Consider the following 21,394-nt stretch of genomic DNA (forward strand, 5'->3'; position numbering starts at 1 on the left):
CGCGGGCCAGCACCAGGTGCACGATGTTCTGCGCCATGTCGTGCTCGCCGTAGGTGATGAAGATCTTGGTGCCGAAGACCTTGTAGCTGCCGTCGGCCTGCGGCTCGGCGCGGCTGCGCACCAGGGCCAGGTCACTGCCGGCCTGCGGCTCGGTCAGGTTCATGGTGCCGGTCCATTGGCCCGTGACCAGCTTCTCCAGGTAGGTGGCCTTGAGCGCGTCGGAGCCGGCCATCAGCAGCGCCTCGATCGCGCCGTCGCTCAGCATGGGGCACAGGGCCAGGCTCATGTTGGCGGAATGAAGCATCTCCGCGCAGACGGCCCCCACCGTCTTGGGCAGTCCTTGCCCACCGAACTCGACCGGATGCGCAAGGCCCTGCCAGCCTCCGGCGGCAAACTGCGCGAACGCCTCCTTGAACCCCGGCGTCGTCCTGACTTCTCCATCCTTGAACCATGAGGGCTCGCGATCCCCAACGGCATTGAGCGGCGCAATCACGTCCTGGTTGAAGCGTGCGCATTCCTCGAGCACGGCCCGGGCCGTGTCGAGGCCTGCGTCTTCGAAGCCTGGCCATTGAGCCACCTGGTCGATGCGAGCGAGATGTTCGATGTTGAACAGCGTGTCCTTCAAGGGGGCGATGTAACTCATTGAATATCAGCTCACATGGCGGGACTGCCCCGCCCAATGGGGTTCGCGCAACTCGCGCTTGAGCACCTTGCCCGCCGCCGACAGCGGCAAGGCTTCGCGGAACTCGATGCTCTTGGGGCACTTGTAGCCGGCGATGAAGCCCCGGCAATGCGCGTGCAGGTCCGCGTCGTCGAGCTGTGCGCCGGGCTTGCGCACCACCACCGCATGCACCGCCTCGCCCCACTGGGCATGCGGCACCGCGATCACGGCGCAGGCCTGCACGGACGGATGCCGCGCGATGACGTTCTCCACCTCGGCCGAATAGACGTTCTCGCCGCCGCTCACGATCATGTCCTTCAGTCGGTCGACGATGAAGACATGGCCGCCCTCGTCCATGCGGGCGCCGTCGCCGGTGTAGAGCCAGCCACCCTGCAGCGCGCGCGCCGTTTCCTCGGGCTTGTTCCAGTAGCCGAGCATGAGGTTGGGCCCGCACGCGATCAGCTCGCCGACTTCGCCGCGCGGCAGCTCCTGGCCGTTCGCATCCACCACCTTCACCACCACACCGAAGGTGGCGCGGCCGGCCGAGCGCGACAGGCCCGAGGCGCGGCCTTCGGCGCCGTGGTTCTCCGGCGGGTTCGACGTGGCGCCGCCCAGTTCGGTCATGCCGTAGGAGTGTGTGAAGGCCACGCCCGGCAGCAGGGTCAGCGCGCGTTCGAGCACCGGCTCGGCGATGGGCGAGGCGCCGTAGACCATGCGCTTCAGGCTGCCCAGGTCGAAGCAGTCGAACTCCGGATGCGTGATGAGCGCCTGCAGCATGGTGGGCACCAGCAGCACGTCGGTGACGCGCTCCCGCTCGATGGTCTGCAGCACCTCGCGGGCGTCGAAGCCGGTGGCCAGCACATGCGTTTCGCCGGCGATGAACTGCACCAGCGCGCGGCCGATGCCGCCCATGTGGAACAGCGGCGCCACATGCAGCGCGATGCTGTCGCCGGGCATCGGTGTCTGCGCCAGGCGCTGGATGCCGATGGACCACAGCGTCCCATGGCTGTGCATCACCCCCTTGGGAAAGCCTGTCGTGCCGCCGGTGTACAGGATGCAGGCCAGGTCGGTGCCGGCGCGGTCTGCGTCCTCGATCGGCGCGCCCGCTTCGATCAGGGCCTGCAGCGACGGCATGCCTTCAGGCGCGGGGCCTTCGCCGGCATGAATGAACAGCGGCGGCCGCTTGGCGGTGGCGCGAATGCCTTCGACGCGGCCGAGGAAGTGATCGTCGACCACGAGAATGCCCGTGTCGCAGTCGTCCAGCGAATAGACGATCTCCGGCACGCTCCAGCGCGTGTTGACCGGATTGAGCACGCCGCCGCCCCACCAGACGCCCATCAGCACCTCCAGCCAGCGGTCGGAGTTGACACCCAGCATGCCGACCCGGTCGCCCGGCTTCATGCCCAGGGCCTGCAAGGCGCCGGCCAAGCGCGCCACGCGGTCGCCGAACGCGCGGAAGCTCTGGCGCCGCTGGTGGAACACGGTGGCCGTGCGCTGGGGCGTGGCCTGGATCGAGCGCCGCAGCGCAAGGGTCATGGACATGGTGCCGTCTCCTGTGCCGCTTGTGCTTCCTGCTCCTGCAGTTCGCGCCAGGCGATCTTTCCGGTGGCCGACTTGGGCAGCGCATCCACGATCTGCACGATGCGCGGCGCCTTGTAGGCCGCCATGTGCTCGCGGCACCAGGCCAGCAGGCTGGCGCTGTCGTCCTGGCTGCCACTCCGCAGAGTGACCATTGCCTTCACCGTCTCGCCGCGGCGCGCATCGGGCGCGGCGATCACGCAGGCTTCGAGGATGGCCGGGTGCGCGTGCAGCGCGGCCTCGACCTCGGCCGGCCAGACCTTGAAGCCCGACGCATTGATCATCCGCTTGATGCGATCGCGCATGAAGACGTAGCCCTCCTCGTCCATGCTGGCCAGGTCGCCGGTGCGGAAGTAGCGCTTGCCGTCCCGCACGAAGAAGCTCTCGGCGTTGGCCTGTGCATGTTTCCAGTAGCCCAGCATGATCTGCGCGGCGTGCACCACGATCTCGCCGACCTCGCCTTGCGGCACCGGCGCCAGCGTCTGCGGATCGACGATGCGCAGGTCGACGCCGAAGGTCGGCACGCCAAGGCAACCCTTCTTGGGCTGGTGCATGGGGTTGGCGCACAGGAAGTTAGCGCTCTCGGTCAGCCCGTAGCCTTCGACATAGTCCAGGCCGTAGCGGTTCTTCAGGATGTCGTTCACATGCTGCGGCGTGGCGGCCCCGCCGCCGGTGACCACCGACAGGCTGGACAGGTCGCGCTGCTCGATGCCCGGCTGTGCGAAGAAGTCCACCAGCATGGCCGGCAGCGCGGCCCAGAAGCTCACGCGATGGCGCTCGATCAGCAGCGCCGCGGCTTCTCGGTCCCAGCGCGGCATCAGCACGATAGTGCCGCCCCAGAAGATCGCCGAGTTGACGTTGTTCTGCAGGCCCAGCAGGTGAAACAGGGGCGCCACGGCCAAGTAGACCGACGACGGATTCGTGCGGCGCCACAGCGAGGAGCCGACGCAGGAGGTCATCACCGTGCGATGCGTGTGCACGCAGGCCTTGGGCTTGCCGGTGGTGCCCGAGGTGTAGGGCAGCATGCACAGGTCGTCGGGGCCGGCGCGGTGCGGCTCGGGCACGCGATCCTGTGCCAGCGCGGCCTGCCAGGACACGACGGCCGGCGGCAGCGCGACATGCGCCATGCGCGTGCGCACCCAGTCGGGCGGCACCAGGTCGGGGTCTTCGCCGGCGTCGCCCAGCGCGTCGCCATAGGCATGCACCACCAGATGCCGCAACCCGCCGGTGCCGACCAGCGGCGCGATGCGATCCAGCAGTTCGCTCGCCGCGAAGGCCGCCACGGCGCCGCTGTCCTGCACGATGTGCTCGAGTTCCTTGCGCACCAGCATGGCGTTGACCGGCACGAAGACCGCGTCGGCCCGCAGGATGGCGAAGTAGGCGGCGATGAACTGCGGGCAGTTCTGGCTGAAGACGAGCACACGGTCGCCGGGTGCCACGCCGCACACCCGTTGGAGGTAGCCGGCCATGGTCTCGGCCTCGGCCAACAGCTCGGCGTAGCGCACCGCATTGCCGAAGAATTGCACCGCGATCTTGGCGGGGTAGCGCCGGGCCGAGGTCTCCAGGTTTCGAAACAGGCTGGTCTCGGGGATATGGGCCTCGCGCGGGAGGCCGGCCCGGGCGCGCGCCGGGTCGATGCGCAGGGCGCCGCCCGGGCGCTCGATCACGCCAGGGGGCGTGGGGCAAGGGTGGGTTGCGCTCGTGGGTGCGTGCATGGTGCCGTCCGGATGTGCCGTGTCTCTTGGATGGCTTCGAGTAGACCGCGCGCCACCGTCGGCGCGGCCACCCCGATCGGGTGGCACGACCACCCGCCAGGGGTAGTGGCGGGACGCCGCGGCTTGGGGAATATGCGGGAGCCCACTGCACAGGACTCACAGGACACACCCCATGGATTTCCCAACGCCCCCTGCCCCCGCGCGCCGCCTGGTCCATACCCGCGAGATCGTCTGCAACGGCTACCTGCGCGACGATGGCTTGGTCGACGTGGAAAGCACCATGCGCGACATCTCGCCCAACGGCTCCGACCTTTTTTTCAAGCCGCTGAGGCCCGGCGAGGATCTGCACCGCATGCACCTCGTGCTGACGGTGGACGCCCAACTGGTGATCCGCGGCATCCAGGTACGCACCGAGGCCGCCCCCACGCCCTGGTGCGCAGAAAGCAATGCCATCTACGACGCCCTGGTCGGCCTGAAGATCGGGCCGGGCTTCACCAAGAAAGTCCGCGCCCTGGTGGGCGGCGCCAAGGGGTGCACCCACCTGACGGAACTGATGGGCCCGGCGGCCACCACCGCCGTGCAGACCCTGTTCGCCCTGGGCCGCGAGCGCGGCGGCCTTCGCGCCACCCATGCCCGGCCCGGCCCCCTGCCCCAGCCTGCGCTGGGGCACGGACGCATCGTAAACATCTCGTCGCGCGCCTGGCTGGGCGGCTTCGGGCAGGCCAACTACTCGGCAGCCAAGGGCGGCGTCATCAGCCTGACGCGCACGATGGCGATCGAGCTCGCCAAGCACGGCATCACCTCGAACGCCATCGCCCCCGGCGCGATCGACACGCCGATCCTGGCGCCGCTCAGCGAGGAACAGCGCGCGAAGATCATGGCGACCATTCCGGTGGGCCGCATCGGCCGGCCGGACGACATCGCCCACGCCGTGCTGATGTTCGCGAGCCCGCAGGCCTCGTACATCACGGGGCAGACGATCTACGTCTGCGGCGGGCGCTCTTTGTCCAGCCCCAGCGTCTGAGAAAAAGGAAGCGCCATGGCCGTCCAGTACCGCCTCGATGAAGAAGGTCACGTGGCCGTGGTCACGCTCGATGCGCCACAGTCGCTCAATGCGCTGGCCATCGACGACCTGCTGGCGCTGCGCGAGTGCCTGGCACAGTGCCGCGACGACGATGCGGTGCGCGCCATCGTGCTTACCGGCAGCGGGCAGAAGGCCTTCTGCACCGGAGCCAACCTCAAGGCGACGTTGCCGCCAGCGACCGGCTTTGCCGCCGGCAACCTGCGCGGGCGCGAAGCCGAGTCGCGCATGGGCGGCTACACGCGCCTGATCGACCTGTCGGACCTCGAGCTGTGGAAGCCGCTCATCGCCGCCATCAACGGCTACTGCCTGGGCGGCGGGCTCGAGCTCGCCCTGCAGTGCGACCTGCGCATCGCGGCCGAGAACGCCTCCTTCGCGCTGCCCGAGGCAAAAGTGGCGAGCATTCCGGCGGTGGGCGGCGTGCAGTACCTGCTGCGCGCCATTCCCGCAGCCCACGCGATGAAACTGGCCTTGACCGGCGACCGCATCGACGCCCAGAACGCCGAGCGCATCGGCCTGGTGAGCGACGTGGTGCCGGCGGCGGCCCTGATGGACAGCGCGATGGCCATTGCGCGGCGCATCGCGGCCAACGGACCGCTCGCGGTGCAGACCATCAAGCGCCTGGCCGTGCAGACCGCGCACCTCGCGCCGCGCGACTTTGTCGAACAGTCCAACCTGCACTGGGGCCTGCTGCGCGACAGCCAGGACCGCATCGAGGGCCGCAAGGCCTTCGCAGAGAAGCGCCCGCCGGCCTACCGCGGCGCCTGACCTTCCGAACACGAGACATCCCTGCCATGAACTTCTCCCTTTCCGACGACCAGGAAATGATGGTCGATGCCGCCCGGCGCATGGCGCGCGAGCGCATCGAGCCGGTGCTGGCGCGCCACCCCGTCGACCAGCCGCTGCCCAAGGCGGCGATGCTGGAGATCTATGCCGCGTTGGCCGAGCTGGGCATCACCGCGCCGCGCATCCCGGTCGAGGCCGGCGGCGGCGGGCTGAAGATGCTGGACTACGGGCTGATGATCGAGCAGTTGCCGCCGGTGGTGGCACTCTCCCTCATCTCGCACGAGGGCACCATCTCGCGCATCCATGCCGGCTGCCCCGAAGACATCCGCGCGCGCTACCTGCCCGATCTGATCGCGGGCCGAAAGATCGCCTGCACCGCCAACACCGAGGCCGGCGCCGGCTCGGATTCGGGGGCGGTGCGCACACGCCTGAAGATCGAGGGTGACGAGGCCTGGGTGACGGGCAGCAAGATGTGGATCACCAACGCCTCCGTCGCGGACGTGATCAACGTCTCGTGCACCCTGGGCCAGGACGACAACGGCCGCAACATCGCGCGCCGCATCCTGCTGGACCGCAGCGAGAGCGAATTCGAGGTGCGCGAGACACCGGTGATGGGCCTGCAGCAGGGCCACCTGAGCGAGGTGGTGTTCGAGGCCACGCGCGCGCCGGCCGGCAACATCATCGGCGAAGCCGGCGACGCGGCCAAGACGCTCACCCTGGCCTGGAACGGCAACCGGCCGCTGCTCGGCCTGATGTGCGTGCACCTGGCGCAGAAGGCCTTCGAGCTCGCGCTCGAACACGCCAAGGCGCACAAGCAGTTCGGCAAGCCGATCGCCGCGCACCAGCTGGTGCAGCAGGACCTGGCCGACGTCGAGACGCTGATCGTCAGCGCGCGCCTCATGTGCTACAGCGCGCTCGACGCCATCGACCGCGGCCTGCGCGCCAACGGCAGCTCGGCGATGGCCAAGCGCCATGCCACGCAGGCCTGCGAGCGGGCCATCCAGCTGTGCATGCAGGTGCATGGCGGCATGGGCATCAGCCGTGAACTGGGCATCGAGCGCATGTGGCGCGACGCCCGCATGTTCCAGGTGCCCGACGGCATGAACGGAATCCTCGCGCTCATCCAGGGCCGCGAACTGGTGGGTATCGGCGCCTTCCGCTGACAGCCGCGCCTCCAACGACAAGAGACAGGAAATCGACACCATGGACTTCGACATTCCCACCGACTGGGTCGAGATCGGCGATTCGCTGATCAAGTTCATCGACCGCGAAGTCGCACCGCTCGAGCACGAACACCGCGCGCTGCTGGACAACGAGCGCCGCGCCTACACCGAGGACGGCCGCTATGCGCCGCAGGTGATGCAGCTGCGCCGGCAGGTGCGCATGCGCTCGGCCGAACTGGGCTTCTACACCGCGCTGTCCGACGAAGCGCTGGGCGGCGGCGGCCTGGGCGCGCAGGCGGCCGTGTACCTGCAAGAGCGGCTCAATCACCACGTGGGCCCCTCGCGCCACCTGGTGCAGACCGTGGTGCTGCCTTCGCCCTTCACCAACGGGCTGACGCCGGTGCTCAAACACCTGGACCGCGCGGTGTTCGATAGCCTGCAGGCGCGAATCGCCAGCGGCGAGAAGACGCTGTGCTTCGGCCTGTCCGAACCCGATGCCGGCTCCGACGTGTTCGGCATGCGCACCCGCGCCGTGCGCGACGGCGACGACTGGCTGATCACCGGCACCAAGCAGTGGATCACCAACGCGCCGTACGCCGATTTCGCCATGGTCTTCGCCGTCACCGACGAGGAGAAGGCGCGCGCGCACAAGGGCGGGATCACCGGCTTCCTGATGCCCACCGACGCGCCCGGCTTCTCGGTGCCGAGCGTGATCCCGGTGATGGGCCACCTGGGCGCCGACATCGGCATCGTGAGCCTCGACCAGGTGCGGGTGCCCGACACGCACCGGCTCGGCCCGGTCGACCGCGGGCTGTCGGTGGCGCTGGACGGCGTGAACGCCGGGCGCCTGAGCATGGCGGCCTCCTGCCTCGGCCTGGCGCGCTGGGCGCTGGACCAGGCGCTGGACTATTCGAAGGTGCGCAAGACCTTCGGCCAGCCCATCGCCGAGCACCAGGCGGTGCAGATCATGCTGGCCGAGTGCGCGATGGACATCTACGCGGTGAAGTCGATGATCCGGCACGTGGCCTGGCTGGTCGACCAAGGCCAGGCGGCGACCAAGGAGGTGTCGATCGTCAAGGCCTTCTCCACCGAGGCGGCCGGCCGAGTGTTCGACCGCTGCATCCAGGTCCATGGCGGCATGGGCCTGACCAACGAGCTGCGGCTGGAAGAGGGCTACCGTTTCGTGCGCACCATGCGCATCCCGGACGGCACCTCCGAGATACAGCGCCGCACCATCGCCCGGCGCCTGCTCGACGGCGACACGGCGTTCTGAGAGCGGAGCCCAGTCATGTCATTCAGCCATCCCCATCCCACGCCCGAGGGCGTGATCGAGCGCCCGACCGGCGCCCTGCGGGTCGATCCGCGCCATGCGGCCGCCGGCATGCCCGGCGCGGTGAACATCCCGCAGACCAGCGTGTTCGAGAACCTGGCGATCTCGGCGCGTCGCTTTCCCGACAAGACCGCGATCCAGTTCTACGGCAACGCCATCTCCTATGCGCGGCTGCTGCAGGACGTGGAGCACATGGCGGGCTACCTGCAGCAGGCGTGCGGCATCAAGCGCGGCGACCGCGTGGTGGTGTTCAGCCAGAACTGCCCGCAGTTCATCGCCGCCTACCTCGCCATCCTGCGTGCGGACGCCTGCTTCGTGCCGGTCAACGCCATGCTGCTGGAAGACGAGCTGTGTCACATCGTCGAGGACAGCGGCGCGGTGGCCGCTTTCGTGGGCGAGGAACTTCTGCCGCAGATCAGCCCGCTGCTCGGCCGAACCTGCCTGCGCCACGTGGTCGTGCATGCCTACGGCGATGCGCTGGGCTCCACCGATGCGGGCCTGCCCGTTCCCGCCTGGGTGCGCCAGCCATCGTCCGCGGCGCCGCTGCCGGCCGGTGCCGGGCGCTGGCAGGCGGCACTGGACCGCTGCCTGAAACCCGCGCCGCACCAGGCCGGCCCGGACGACCTGTGCATGCTGCCCTACACCTCGGGCACCACCGGCGCCCCCAAGGCCTGCGTGCACACGCACCGCACCGTGATGACCTCCTTCGTGGGCGGCACCGTGTGGCGCCGCGTCAATCAGGAGTCGGTGATCCTGGCGGTGGCGCCGCTCTTCCACCTGCTGGGCCTGCAGACCAACGTCAATCCCGCGATCTATGCCGGCGCGACCATCGTGCTGCTGCCGCGCTGGGAGCGCGAGGCGGCGGCGGAGCTGATCGAGCGCCACCGCGTCAGCTTCTGGGCCGCGCTGCCGGCGATGCTGGTGGACTTCTTCGCCCAGCCAGGCATCGAGGACCGCGACCTGCGCAGCCTCTACATCGTGACCGGCGGCGGCGCCGCCACGCCGCAGCACATCAACGACATCCTCAAGCAGCGTTACGGGCTGGAATACGTCGAGGGCTACGGCATGACCGAAACGGCGTCCTTCCTGTGCACCAACCCGGTCCACCGGCCCAAGCGCGGCTGCCTGGGCGTGCCCACCTTCGGCGTCGACCTGCGCATCGTCGACCCCGAGAGCCTGCAGCCGGTGCCGCAGGGCGAGGTCGGCGAGATCGTGGTGCACGGCGCGCAGGTGATGCTGGGCTACTGGAACAAGCCGCAGGCCAACGCCGAGAGCTTCATCGTGATCGACGGCAAGCGCTTCTTGCGCACCGGCGACCTGGCGAGCGTCGACGAGGAGGGCTACGTCTTCATGCGCGACCGTCTGAAGCGAATGATCAATGCTTCGGGCTACAAGGTGTGGCCCGCGGAGGTGGAGGCGAGCCTCAACACACACCCGCGCATCCTCGAGGCCTGCGTGATCTCGTCGCCCGACGAGAAGCGCGGCGAGACGGTGAAGGCCGTCATCGCGCTGCGCGCCGGCGCTCGCGACACCGCCGACGAGCTGCTGACCTGGTGCAAGGAGCACATGGCCACCTACAAGGCGCCGCGCATCGTCGAGATCGTCGCCAGCCTGCCCAAGGGCCCCACCGGAAAGATCGCCTGGCGCGAGTTGCAGGAGCTGGAGCAGGCCAGAACGGCGGCCCGGCCGGAGGCCGGCCACGCGGCCGCTGCCCACTGATTCATCCAATCACGAAACCACGGAGACAACCGACATGATGAAATCCACCGATCGCAGAAGCTTCCTGCTGTCCTCGCTCTCGCTGGCCGCCCTGCCCGCGCTGATCACGCCACTCGCCCATGCGCAGGGCGGCGCCGCCGGCAAGTGGCCCGAAAAGGCGCTGCGCATCGTCGTGCCCGGCCCGCCGGGCGGCGGCACCGACCTGCTGGGGCGCAGCCTTGCCATCGGCATGAGCAAGGCGCTGGGCCAGCCGGTGCTGGTAGACAACAAGCCGGGCGCCGCGGGCATCGTGGCGGCGCAGAACGTGCTGGGCGCGCCGGCCGACGGCACCACGCTGTACCTGGGCATTACCTCGATGATCCAGCTGCCGGCGATGATGCCCAACATCCCGGTCAACTTCGCCAGGGACTTCGCGCCGGTGTCGCTGCTGGCGCTGGGCTCGGACCTGCTGGCGGTGTCGTCGAAGCTGCCGGCCAAGTCGCTGCCCGAATTCATCGCCCTGGCCAAGGCGCAGCCGGGCAAGCTGAGCATCGGCTCCTACGGTACCGGCACCTCCTCGCATCTGCATGGCGAGTTGCTCAGGCAGCGTGCCGGCATCGAGCTGATCCACGTGCCTTACAAGGGCGCCGCGCCGATGCTGACCGACCTGCTGGGCGGCCAACTCGACGCCGCCTTCGTCGACCAGTCCACCGCCAACGCCCAGCTCCAGAGCGACAAGATCCGCTTCATCGCGATGACGGGCACTCAGCACTTCAAGCCGCTGCCGCAGCTCAAGACCCTGGGCGAATTGGGCTACGCCGGCTTCGAGTCGAACGGCTTCATGGCGATGTTCGTGCCGACCGCCACGCCGGCGCCGGTCGTCGCCCGGCTGGCGGAAGTCATCTCGGCCGAGGTCAAGGGCCCCGAAGTGAGCCGGCGGCTCGCCGACATGGGGATGGAGCCTGTGGGCAGCACTCCCGAGGAGCTTGTGGCGGTGATGCGGCGAGACACGCCGCGGTGGGCGAAGATCGTCAAGGACGCGAATATTCGGATGGATTGAACCCACGCGCCGTGGACCCCTACCAGCGATGCACCAAGCAAACTGACACATCCGCTGGCGAAACGCTGTACCCGACCACCACGGAGCCGCTTCATGCCCCTTCAGACCGCCCCCTTCTCGATCAGCAATCCGCCCAAGCAACCGTAGGCGCGACATCATCGCAAGGCGCAGCATGAAGCAAGGATACCGGCGGTCGCGCTGGTTCCCCGCATAGGCATGGCCAAACGCCGACGGGCCATGGGTACCCACGACAGCCGGCGAGTCTTCTACTTCAAGGAGTCAGCGATGAGCAACCAAACCACGATCGTTCTAGTGCATGGTTTCTGGGGCGGAGCGGCCCACTGGAGCAAAGTAATTGTTGAACTGGCACGCAAAGGCTATGGGTCGATCCGTGCCGTTGAACTCCCATTGACCTCGCTGGCCGATGATGCTGAACGCACCCGCAAGATGGTGGCGCAGGTGAAAGGCCCGGTCTTGTTGGTAGGGCACTCCTACGGCGGTGCGGTCATCACCGAAGCCGGCGACCAGCCCAACGTGGTCGGGCTTGTCTACATCGCGGCATTCGCTCCCGATGCCGGCGAAAGCCCCGGTGGCATCACCCAGGGGCATCCGCCCGCCGCGGTGCCCAATCTCGCTCCCGACAGCGACGGCTACCTCTGGATCAAGCCCGAGAAGTTCCACGAGAGCTTCTGCCAGGACCTGACTGCGGACGAAGCCTTGGTGATGGCGGTAACCCAGAAAGCGCCACTGGCCAGCACGTTTGGCGATCCCGTTACGGCGCCTGCGTGGAAAAAGAAGCCCACCTGGTACCAGATCTCCAGCGAGGATCGGATGATCCATCCGGACAACCAGGCGATGATGTCGACAAGGATGAACACGAGAAAGACGGTCACGCTGGCGGCGAGCCATGCTTCGCTGGCATCCATGCCTGAGGAAGTATCCGCGCTCGTCCACGAGGCGGCTGCTGGGCTTGCGAAGGGTTAGACGAATCCGCCGCCCCGCCTCGTGATCGAGACGCCCGCGCCGCCTCCGCGGCGCGAAGCTCCATCAGGCATTGCCGAAGAAGTGCCATGCCTTGGCTCCCCTTTCGCCTCAGAGCGCGCCGACGATCTCGGGCACGGCGGTGAACAGGTCGGCCTCCAGGCCATAGTCCGCCACGCTGAAGATCGGCGCTTCCGGGTCCTTGTTGATCGCGACGATCACCTTCGAATCCTTCATGCCCGCCAGGTGCTGGATCGCGCCGCTGATGCCCGCGGCGACGTAGAGCTGCGGCGCGACCACCTTGCCGGTCTGGCCGACCTGCCAGTCGTTGGGTGCGTAGCCCGCATCGACCGCAGCGCGGCTGGCGCCCAGCGCCGCGCCAAGCTTGTCGGCCAGCGGCGTCAGCACCTCGGCGAACTTCTCGCTGGAGCCCAGCGCACGCCCGCCCGAGACCACGATCTTCGCGGCCGTCAGCTCCGGACGGTCGCTCTTCGTCACTTCACGGCCCACCAGGCTGGTGGCGCCGGTGTCGGCCACGGCTGCCACGCTCTCGATCGCTGCGTTGCCACCCGTGGCGGCGGCGTCGAAGCCAGTGCCGCGCACCGTGAGAACCTTGACGGCATCGCTGCTGCGCACGGTGGCGATGGCGTTGCCGGCATAGATCGGCCGCTCGAAGGTGTCCGACGAGACGACGCGGGTGATCTCGGAGACCTGCGCCACGTCGAGCGCAGCCGCCACGCGCGGCGCCACGTTCTTGCCGTGGGCCGTGGCCGGAAACAGCAGGTGGCTGTAGTCGCCGGCTTGTGCCAGCACCTGCGCCGCGACGTTTTCCACCAGTTGGTCGGCCAGTTGGAGCGCGTCGGCATGCAGCACCTTCGCGACGCCGGCAATCTGCGAAGCGGCCTGCGCCGCGCCGGCCGCGCCGTGCCCGGTCACCAGCACGTGGACTTCTCCGCCACAGGCGATGGCCGCAGTGACGGTGTTGAGGGTCGCGCTCTTCAGGGCGCCGTTGTCGTGTTCGGCAATGACAAGGACGGACATGGTCAGATCACCTTCGCTTCGTTCTTCAGTTTGTCGATCAGCGCCGCCACGTCGGGCACCTTGATGCCGGCACCGCGCCTGGGCGGCTCGGCCACGTTCAGGGTCGTCAGGCGCGGCGCGATGTCGACGCGCAGCTCCGTCGGCGTGGTGGTGGCCAGTGGCTTCTTCTTGGCTTTCATGATGTTGGGCAGCGTCACGTAGCGCGGCTCGTTCAGGCGCAGGTCGGTGGTGATCACCGCGGGCAGGCGGAACTTGACCGTCTCCAGGCCGCCGTCGACCTCGCGCGTCACGACGGCAGCGCCGTCGGCGATCTCGACCTTCGAGGCGAAGGTGGCTTGCGGCACGTTCAGCAGCGCGGCCAGCATCTGGCCGGTCTGGTTGCAGTCGTCGTCGATGGCCTGCTTGCCCAGCACGATCAGCTCGGGCTTCTCCTGGTCGACCAGCGCCTTCAGCAGCTTGGCCACAGCCAGGGGTTGCAACTCCTCGGTGGTCTCGACCAGGATGCCGCGGTCGGCGCCGATGGCCATCGCGGTGCGCAGTTGCTCCTGGCACTTCGCTTCGCCGCACGAGACCGCAATGATCTCGGTCACCACGCCCTTCTCCTTCAGGCGCACGGCCTCTTCGACGGCGATCTCGTCGAAGGGGTTCATGCTCATCTTCATGTTGGCGAGGTTCACGCCGGTTCCGTCGGCGCTGACTTGCGCCTTCACGTTCGCGTCCAGGACGCGCTTCACTGCGACCAGTGCTTTCATTGGCTGCTCTCCATATCCATCAGGTAGTTGTGTTGTCCGCCCTCAGGCCCAGGCCCTGCTGCTGCAGGCGGGCGATGGCGTCGGCATCGAAGCCCCAGTCGCGCAGGGCGGCGGCGCCGTGCTCGCCGCGGGCCGGGGCGCTGCGCGGCAGGGCCGAAGGCGTGGCCGAAAAGCGCGGCGCCGGGCCGGGCTGCATCACGCCACCCACCTTCACGAAGCTGCCGCGCGCGCGGTTCTGGGCATGGCTGGGCGCCTCGGCAAAGCCGAGCACGGGCGCGACGCAGGCGTCGCTGCCGTCGAAGACCTCGCTCCACTGGTCACGCGTGCGGCTTGCGAACACGCGCTCGAATTCTTCGCGCAGGCGCGGCCAGCCGGCGCGGTCATGCTGCGAAGGCAGGCCGGCATCGGCCAGCCCCAGCTTGGTCAGCAGTTCCGCATAGAAGCGTCCTTCGACCGCGCCGACCGTCATGTAGTGGCCGTCGCCGGTGCGATAGGTGTCGTACCAGGGCGCGCCGCCGTCAAGCCAGTTGCTGCCGCGCTCTTCCTTCCAGTTGCCGCCGGCGATCATTCCCCAGAACACCGCGCCGAGCTGGGCCGCGCCTTCGATCATGGCCGCGTCGACCACCTGGCCGGCACCGCCGCGCTGCACGTTCAGCAAGGCAGCCAGAACGCCCATGGCCAGCAGCATGCCGCCGCCGCCGTAGTCGCCCACCAGGTTGAGCGGCACGGTCGGCTTGCCGCCGGCCGGGCCGATGCCCGAGAGCACGCCCGACAGCGCGATGTAGTTCAGGTCGTGGCCCGCGCGCTCGGCCAGCGGGCCGGTCTGGCCCCAGCCGGTCATGCGGCCGTAAACCAGCTTCGGGTTGCGCGCCAGCGCCACGTCAGGGCCCAGGCCCAGCTTTTCCATCACGCCGGGCCGAAAGCCCTCGATCACCACGTCGGCCCGCTCGATCAGCTCAAGCGCCGTGGCCACCGCGGCGGGTTGCTTCAGGTCGAGCGTGACCGAGCGGCGGCCGCGGCCGGTGATGTCGATACGCGGACCGCTGGCCTTGGGGCCGAGGTCCGCATGGGCCACTGGCCGATCGATGCGGATCACGTCGGCACCCATGTCGGCGAGCAGCATGGTGCCGAAGGGCCCGGGGCCGATGGCCTCGAACTCCAGGACGCGAATGCCGGACAAAACACCCATGGAAGTCTCCAATTTCGTTGCTGGATGAAGTAGAGCAGAGGGCCCCGCGCGCACCCCTACCCGCATCGGGTAGGGGCCGGCCGCCAGCGTTGCCGCGCGCCCCTGCTGCTGCACAATCCCGGCGACACCCGTCCTGCGGACGGCGCTGCACCCCGCCATGCCATCGCGCACCTCCCCTTCCGCCAAGCCGCCGGCCCTGCCCGAAGCGGCACCAAGCAGCAGCCCCGCCAATGTGCTGGCGGCGCAGCGCTCGGGCGTGGGCATCGTCGGGCGCGAGCATCTGCTGGTGCGCCTGCTCGAGGCGCGGCGCCTGCGCTGCATCGTCGTCACCGGCCCGGCCGGCGCAGGCAAGTCCACGCTCATCGCGGCCTGGCGCCAGGCCCTGGTGCCGCTGGGCTTCGACCTCGCCTGGTTCGCGCCCGGCGCGCAGGACGACGAGCCCGCGCGCTTCCTCCAGGGCCTGCTCGCCAGCGTGGCGCAGGTCGAGCCCGCGCCGCTCAAGGAGGCTGCCGCCGACATCGACACCGACCCCGACGCCATCGAGCGGCTGGTCATCTCCCTGGTGCGCGGCGTCGCGGCCCATCCGCGCGACCTGGCCCTGGTGCTCGACGACCTCCACCACCTGCGCCACCCGGCCATCCTGGACGCGTTGCAGTGCCTGCTGGACTATGCGCCGCCCAACCTGCACCTGGTGCTCGCCGCGCGCGGCGACTTGCGGCTGTCGCTCGACCGGCTTCGCAGCCAGGCGAAGACCCTGGAACTCGACCAGCGCGACCTGCGCTTCACGGCGGCCGAGAGCGCCCAGTACCTGAAGTCGCAGCTGGGCGAGGCGGTCGATGCCCGCACCGCCCGCAGCCTGCACGACCTCAGCGAGGGCTGGGTGGCCGGCCTGCGCCTCTTCACGCTCGACTGGAAGAAGAAACAACAGGAATCCGGACGTGCCGAAGCGGGCCAGCCCTTCGCCGGCCTGCCGGCCCGCGATGCCGTCGCGCTGACGCAGTATTTCGAGCAGGCGGTGTGTTCACGCCTGTCGCCGGGCGAACTCGAGATCCTCGTGCACGCCGCGGCCTGCAAGCGCATCTGCGCGCCGCTGTGCGCCGCACTCGTCGGTGCAAACGACAGGGTGGCCGAGGTCGCGACGCTGCTGCTGCGGCTCGAGAGCGAAGACCTGTTCGTGCTCCAGGTCGAGAACCAGCCGGCCGAGACCTGGTATCGCCTGCATCCACTGCTGCGCGAGGCGCTGCTGACCCGCCTGGCCGCCCTCGACGAGCCCACGCGGCAGACCGTGCACGCCCGCGCCTTTGCCTGGTTCCGCGACCGCGGCCTGCTGGAAGACGCCGTGCGCCATGCCGTGCAGGCCGGCGAGCCGGCGCAGGCGGCCGCGCTGGTGGACCAATGCGCGCACTCGCTCATCGTGCGCGGCGAGCAGCGCGAACTGACGGCGCTGCTGCGCCAGCTCCCGCCCGAACAGGTGCAGGGCAGCTTCAGCATGCGGCTGTGGCTGGTGCGCGCCCTGTACTTCGAGCGCGACCTGGACGCCTGCACGAAGACGCTCGACGCGCTCGAACGCGAACTGCCCGCGGACGCCACCGCCCATCGCTTCCACGTCGCGGCCCTGCAGGCCGCGCTGGCGGTCCAGCGCGACGACACCGACACGGCCCTGTCAATGCTGCCGCGACTGCTCGAGGTGCCGGCGGACGCCGATCCGCTTGCCGTCGGCGTGCACCGCAACGTGCTGTCGTGGCTCTACATGCAGCGGGGCGACTACGAGCAGGCGCGCCGCGTGCAGCTCGACGCGCCGCCGCTGACCGTCGACGGCGTACCTCTGGTGGCGACAGCCGCCGGCAGCCTGCATGGGCGCTGCCTGGTCGGCCTCAGCTACGCGATGGAGGGAAAGATGACGCAGGCCGAGCGCGTCCTGCGCGCCGTGGCGGCCGAAGCCGAGCAGGCCGGAAAGGCCTGCGTCGATGCGCGCTACCTCGCGCTCGCCCTGCTGGCCGACGTGCTCTACGAGCTGGGCGATGCTCGACAGGCGCGTGCGCTGCTCGAGGACAAGGTCGGCATGCTCGAGCGCATCGCGATTCCCGACGCGGTGCTGCGCGTTTACCGGGTGCTGGCTGCCGCCTGCTGGCAGGCCGGCGATCCGCCCGGCGCCTTCGCCCACCTGGAGCGGCTGGAGGCCTACGCCACCCGGTACCAGCTGGACCGCCTGATGGCCCACCGCCTGGCCGACGAGGTGCATTGCCGCCTGCTGCTGGGCGAACTGATGGCTGCCGAGGCCGCGCTCGCCCGGCTCCAGGCGCTCGAGGCTCGCCATGCGGACGCGGCCTCCGGAACGGGATCGCGTGGGGAGATCGGCGAGATGACGCAGCGCGCGCGCATCCGCCTGGCCGTCACGCTGGGCGAACTCGAGAGCGCCGCCAGCCAGCTCACCACCCTGATCGCCAGCTGCGAGGCGCGCGGCCGGCAGCGCAGCGTGGCCCATCTCCTGGTGCGCGGCGCGGCGGTCGACGCCCAGCTCGGGCGCTACGAATCCGCCCGCCGCAAGCTACAGGACGCCTTGCAGCGCGGGCACCGCCTGGGCCTGTTGCGCAGCCTGATCGACGCCGACCCGACGGCGCGCCGCATGCTGGGCGAACTCGCCCAGACCGAGACGCTCGATCCGCTGCTGGCCTTCTACGTCGAGCGGCTGCTGGCGCTGCGCACGCGGCCCGACGCGCCCTCGCACGCCGCCGGCGCCAAGGCGCCCGCGCGGGGCGCCACGCCGATCGGCCTGCAGGACTTCAACGAGCGCGAGATCGAGATGCTGCGCCTGCTCGCCCAGGCCATGCCCAACAAGAAGATCGCCCGCGCCCTGGGCCTGTCGCCCGAGACGGTGAAGTGGTACCTGAGCCGCATCTACGGCAAGCTGCGCGTGTCCGGCCGCGACGAGGCGGTGGCGCGGGTGCGCGACCTCGGCTGGGAAGCCGGGGCGGGCGAAGGCGACGGCGCCGGCACTGCAATGGGCGGCTGAAGCACTGCGCCACCCGCCACGGGTGGGGCCTTTGGAGCTGGCGGCGCCGAACATGGCACACCCCAACGCCTGGAGGCTCCCATGCCGAGCGAGCTCATGCTGCTGCGCGAATCGCAGCTTTCGATCGAAGAAGACGGCGTGGCCGTGTTCACGCACCAGCGTCCGGCCGCGCGCAACGCCCTGTCGATGGAACTGCGTGCCGACTACAAGGACATGCTCACGCAGGTCGCGTCTGACCGCCGCGTGCGCGCCCTGGTGCTCACCGGCTCCGGCGGCAGCTTTTGCGCCGGCGGCGACCTGAAGGGCCGCCTGACCAGCACCGACCCGGATTTTCGAACCCCCGACGCGCTGCGCCGCCGGGTGCAGGACGGCCACAGCTGGATTCAGCGCCTGCATGCGCTCGAGGTGCCGGTGATCGCCGCGGTGGACGGCCCGGCGGTCGGCGCCGGCTTCTCGATCGCGCTGGCGGCGGACTTCATCCTCGCCTCCAGCCGTGCAGTGTTCTGCATGTCCTTCGTGAAGATCGGCCTCGTCCCCGACCTGGGCGCTTTCCACTTCCTGCCGCGCGCCGTGGGCCTGCCCATGGCGAAGGAACTGGCACTCACCGCGCGCCGCGTGAGTGCCACCGAGGGAAAGCAACTGGGCTTTGTCCACGCGCTGCATGAGCCAGACGCGCTGCTGCCCGAAGCGATGCGCTTCGCCCGCCGCTTCAGCGCCGGCCCACGCGAAGCCCTGGGCCTGACCAAGACCCTGATGAACAAATCCTTCGAGACTTCGTACGCCACCCTGGCCGAACTCGAATGCAACGCGCAGGCGGTGGCCTCCACTGCGCCCTACCACGACGGCGCCGTCGAGGGCTTCCTGCGCGGCGAGCCGGCCGCCTATGACTGGGACCGCGCCGCGGGTTGAACCCGCCACCCATCCGGAGTGGGGGCGAAGCGCCCCTCGGCGAATAACTTAGAGCCCACAGATTTCCCAGAGGAGTCAAACCCGTGAACGTGACCCGCAACGTCTTTCGAGACGACCATGAGATGTACCGCGAGACGGTGCGCCGCTTCCTGGAGCGCGAATGCCTGCCGCGCCAGAAGGCCTGGGACGACGCCGGCCAGGTCGACCGCGAGACCTGGCTGAAGGCCGGCCGCGAGGGCCTGCTGTGCGCCTCGCTGCCCGAGGAATACGGCGGTGGCGGTGGCGACTTCGGCCACGCGGCCGTGTTCGCCGAAGAGACCGCCCGGTCGGGCGTGAGCGGCCCGGCCTTCGGCATGCACTCGGACATCATCGCGCCCTACATCTTTCGCGCCGGCAACGAGGCGCAGAAGCGCCAATGGCTGCCCGGCGCCGCCTCCGGCGAGATCATCCTGGCCATCGCCATGACCGAGCCGGGCACCGGCAGCGACCTGAAGGCAGTGCGTACCACGGCAGTGCGCGAAGGCGACGAGTACGTCATCAACGGCAGCAAGACCTTCATCAGCAACGGCCTCATCGCCGACCTGATCATCGTGGTGTGCAAGACCGACCCGGCCGCCGGCGCCAAGGGCATCAGCCTGATCGCCGTCGAGGCGTCGCGCGCGGGCTTCCGGCGCGGCCGCAAACTGGACAAGGTGGGCCAGTACGCGCAGGACACGGCCGAGCTCTTCTTCGACAACGTGCGCGTGCCGGTGGCCAACCGCCTGGGCGAGGAAGGCAAGGGCTTCGCCTACCTGATGGGCGAGCTGCCGCAGGAGCGCTTCACCATCGCGATCGGCGCCGCCGCGCGGCTTGAGCGCGCGCTCGCGAACACGCTGGACTACGTCAAGGACCGCCGCGCCTTCGACCAGACCGTTTGGGACTTCCAGAACACCAAGTTCAAGCTGGCCGACGTGAAGGCGCAGGCAGTGGCCGTGCGCACCATGATCGACTACTACATCGGCGAGCACATGCGCCGCCGGCTCACGCTCGAGGAGGCGGCCATCGCCAAGCTCTTTTCCACCGAGACGCTGGGCAAGGCGCTGGACGAGATGGTGCAGCTGCACGGCGGCTATGGCTACATGCTGGAGTACCCGATCGCCCGCGACTTCGTCGACATGCGCGTCACGCGCATCTACGGCGGCACCAGCGAAGTGATGCGCGAGCTGATCGCCCGCAAGCTCTGATTCAACCCCCTCCTCCCAAGGAACAACATGACAAACAAGGTTTTCGTTGCCGGCGTCGGCATGATCCAGTTCAAGAAGCCCGGCACCAGCGAGCCCTACGACGTGATGGGCGAACAGGCCATCCGCATGGCGCTGGCCGATGCCGGGCTGGCGTTCAGCGACGTGCAGCAGGCCTATGCCGGCTACGTCTACGGCGACTCCACCTGCGGCCAGAAGGCGGTGTACCGCGTGGGCATGACCGGCATCCCGGTGCTCAACGTCAACAACAACTGCGCCACCGGCTCCTCGGCGCTGTATCTGGCGCGCCAGGCGGTGCAAAGCGGCGCGGTGGACTGCGCGCTTGCCTTCGGCTTCGAGCAGATGAACCCGGGTGCGCTCAAGTCGCGCTGGGACGACCGCGCCCCGGCGCTCGAGCGTGCGGCGAAGGTGGTCGACGAGCTGGTGGGCCACCCCGAGATCCCGTCGGCCATCCGCCAGTTCGCCGGCGCCGGCCGCGCGCACATGCAGAAGTACGGCACCAAGCTGGAGACCTTCGCCGCCATCCGGGCCAAGGCCAGCCGCCACGCCGCCAACAACCCGCTCGCCGTGTTCCGAAATGTCGTGAGCACCGAGGACGTGATGAACGCGCCCATGCTGTGGGACGGCGTGATCACCCGCCTGATGGCCTGCCCGCCGACCTGCGGCGGCGCCGCGGCCATCGTGGTGTCTGAGGAATTCGCCCGCAAGCGCGGCCTGCGCACCGACGTGCTCATCGCCGGCCAGTCGCTCACCACCGACCTGCCCAGCACCTACGACGCCAAGGACATGATCCGCGTCGTCGGCTTCGACATGACGGCCCTGGCCGCCAAGCAGGCGTACGAGCAGGCCGGCGTCGGCCCGAAGGACATCGACGTCATCGAGCTGCACGACTGCTTTGCCCAGAACGAGCTGATCACCTACGAGGGCCTGGGACTGTGCGGCGAAGGCGAAGCCGAGAAGCTGGTCAACGACGGCGACAACACCTATGGCGGCCGCTGGGTCACCAACCCCTCGGGCGGCCTCTTGTCCAAGGGCCACCCGCTGGGCGCCACGGGCCTCGCCCAGTGCTACGAGCTGACGCACCAGCTGCGCGGCACGGCAGACAAACGCCAGGTCGAAGGCGCCAAGGTCGCACTGCAGCACAACCTGGGGTTGGGCGGTGCGGGCGTCGTCACCATCTACAAGAAGGCCTGAGC

Annotated in this window: 17 protein-coding genes; 11 read left to right on the forward strand and 6 right to left on the reverse strand. The window is 69.3% G+C overall.

Annotation, left to right across the window (positions count from 1 at the left end):
* The 3 genes from ACIPRI_RS22445 to ACIPRI_RS22455 form a co-directional block, all read right to left on the reverse strand.
* On the reverse strand, positions 1–643 hold a 643-nt coding region (locus tag ACIPRI_RS22445; RefSeq protein ID WP_446623706.1), incomplete at its 3' end, for an acyl-CoA dehydrogenase family protein.
* Positions 644–649: 6 nt separating this feature from the next.
* The gene (locus ACIPRI_RS22450) at positions 650–2,203 is read right to left on the reverse strand and encodes an acyl-CoA synthetase (RefSeq protein WP_446623707.1); all 1,554 of its coding nucleotides are present in this window, start codon (positions 2,201–2,203) and stop codon (positions 650–652) included.
* Positions 2,194–3,954, reverse strand: a complete 1,761-nt coding sequence (locus ACIPRI_RS22455) for a long-chain-fatty-acid--CoA ligase (protein ID WP_446623708.1) — start codon at positions 3,952–3,954, stop codon at positions 2,194–2,196. The genes ACIPRI_RS22450 and ACIPRI_RS22455 overlap by 10 nt, the downstream gene beginning before the upstream one ends.
* Before the next feature lie 172 nt (positions 3,955–4,126).
* Between ACIPRI_RS22455 and ACIPRI_RS22460 the strand changes: the two genes are divergently transcribed.
* The 7 genes from ACIPRI_RS22460 (at position 4,127) to ACIPRI_RS22490 (ending at position 12,056) form a co-directional block, all read left to right on the forward strand.
* On the forward strand, positions 4,127–4,978 hold the full coding sequence (locus ACIPRI_RS22460; RefSeq protein WP_446623709.1) for an SDR family oxidoreductase: 852 nt from the start codon (positions 4,127–4,129) through the stop codon (positions 4,976–4,978).
* A gap of 15 nt (positions 4,979–4,993) precedes the next feature.
* Positions 4,994–5,803 (forward strand): enoyl-CoA hydratase/isomerase family protein, encoded by an 810-nt coding sequence (locus tag ACIPRI_RS22465; protein WP_446623710.1) that lies wholly within the window; start codon positions 4,994–4,996, stop codon positions 5,801–5,803.
* A 26-nt stretch (positions 5,804–5,829) separates the two neighbouring features.
* Positions 5,830–6,984: an acyl-CoA dehydrogenase family protein gene (locus tag ACIPRI_RS22470; RefSeq protein WP_446623711.1), complete on the forward strand. Its 1,155-nt coding sequence runs from the start codon at positions 5,830–5,832 to the stop codon at positions 6,982–6,984.
* A 40-nt stretch (positions 6,985–7,024) separates the two neighbouring features.
* Positions 7,025–8,257, forward strand: a complete 1,233-nt coding sequence (locus ACIPRI_RS22475; RefSeq protein ID WP_446623712.1) for an acyl-CoA dehydrogenase family protein — start codon at positions 7,025–7,027, stop codon at positions 8,255–8,257.
* 108 nt (positions 8,258–8,365) lie between these two features.
* Positions 8,366–10,033 (forward strand): long-chain fatty acid--CoA ligase, encoded by a 1,668-nt coding sequence (locus ACIPRI_RS22480; protein WP_446623856.1) that lies wholly within the window; start codon positions 8,366–8,368, stop codon positions 10,031–10,033.
* 34 nt (positions 10,034–10,067) lie between these two features.
* Positions 10,068–11,072, forward strand: coding sequence for a Bug family tripartite tricarboxylate transporter substrate binding protein (locus ACIPRI_RS22485; RefSeq protein ID WP_446623713.1), 1,005 nt, complete (start codon positions 10,068–10,070; stop codon positions 11,070–11,072).
* A gap of 285 nt (positions 11,073–11,357) precedes the next feature.
* Positions 11,358–12,056, forward strand: a complete 699-nt coding sequence (locus ACIPRI_RS22490; protein WP_446623714.1) for an alpha/beta hydrolase — start codon at positions 11,358–11,360, stop codon at positions 12,054–12,056.
* A gap of 108 nt (positions 12,057–12,164) precedes the next feature.
* Here ACIPRI_RS22490 and ACIPRI_RS22495 read toward each other — a convergent pair whose 3' ends face one another.
* From ACIPRI_RS22495 to ACIPRI_RS22505, 3 genes are read right to left on the reverse strand one after another with little or no spacing between them, the layout of a single operon-like run.
* Positions 12,165–13,094 carry an electron transfer flavoprotein subunit alpha/FixB family protein gene (locus ACIPRI_RS22495; protein WP_446623715.1) on the reverse strand — a complete coding sequence of 310 codons (930 nt, stop codon included), beginning with the start codon at positions 13,092–13,094 and terminating at the stop codon, positions 12,165–12,167.
* Positions 13,095–13,096: 2 nt separating this feature from the next.
* Positions 13,097–13,846, reverse strand: a complete 750-nt coding sequence (locus tag ACIPRI_RS22500) for an electron transfer flavoprotein subunit beta/FixA family protein (RefSeq protein WP_446623716.1) — start codon at positions 13,844–13,846, stop codon at positions 13,097–13,099.
* A 19-nt stretch (positions 13,847–13,865) separates the two neighbouring features.
* Complete coding sequence (locus tag ACIPRI_RS22505) at positions 13,866–15,035, reverse strand: CaiB/BaiF CoA transferase family protein (RefSeq protein ID WP_446623717.1); 1,170 nt, start codon at positions 15,033–15,035, stop codon at positions 13,866–13,868.
* 157 nt (positions 15,036–15,192) lie between these two features.
* On the opposite strand from ACIPRI_RS22505, the gene ACIPRI_RS22510 reads away from it, so the two are divergent.
* The 4 genes from ACIPRI_RS22510 to ACIPRI_RS22525 all read left to right on the forward strand — a co-directional run bounded on the left by ACIPRI_RS22510 (position 15,193) and on the right by ACIPRI_RS22525 (position 21,392).
* Positions 15,193–18,048, forward strand: a complete 2,856-nt coding sequence (locus tag ACIPRI_RS22510) for a LuxR C-terminal-related transcriptional regulator (protein ID WP_446623718.1) — start codon at positions 15,193–15,195, stop codon at positions 18,046–18,048.
* An 81-nt stretch (positions 18,049–18,129) separates the two neighbouring features.
* Complete coding sequence (locus ACIPRI_RS22515) at positions 18,130–18,957, forward strand: enoyl-CoA hydratase/isomerase family protein (RefSeq protein WP_446623719.1); 828 nt, start codon at positions 18,130–18,132, stop codon at positions 18,955–18,957.
* A gap of 83 nt (positions 18,958–19,040) precedes the next feature.
* Positions 19,041–20,180 (forward strand): acyl-CoA dehydrogenase family protein, encoded by a 1,140-nt coding sequence (locus tag ACIPRI_RS22520; protein WP_446623720.1) that lies wholly within the window; start codon positions 19,041–19,043, stop codon positions 20,178–20,180.
* A 27-nt stretch (positions 20,181–20,207) separates the two neighbouring features.
* Positions 20,208–21,392, forward strand: a complete 1,185-nt coding sequence (locus ACIPRI_RS22525) for a lipid-transfer protein (RefSeq protein WP_446623721.1) — start codon at positions 20,208–20,210, stop codon at positions 21,390–21,392.
* Positions 21,393–21,394 lie beyond the last annotated feature (2 nt).

The organism is Variovorax sp. LARHSF232, from assembly GCF_052871435.1.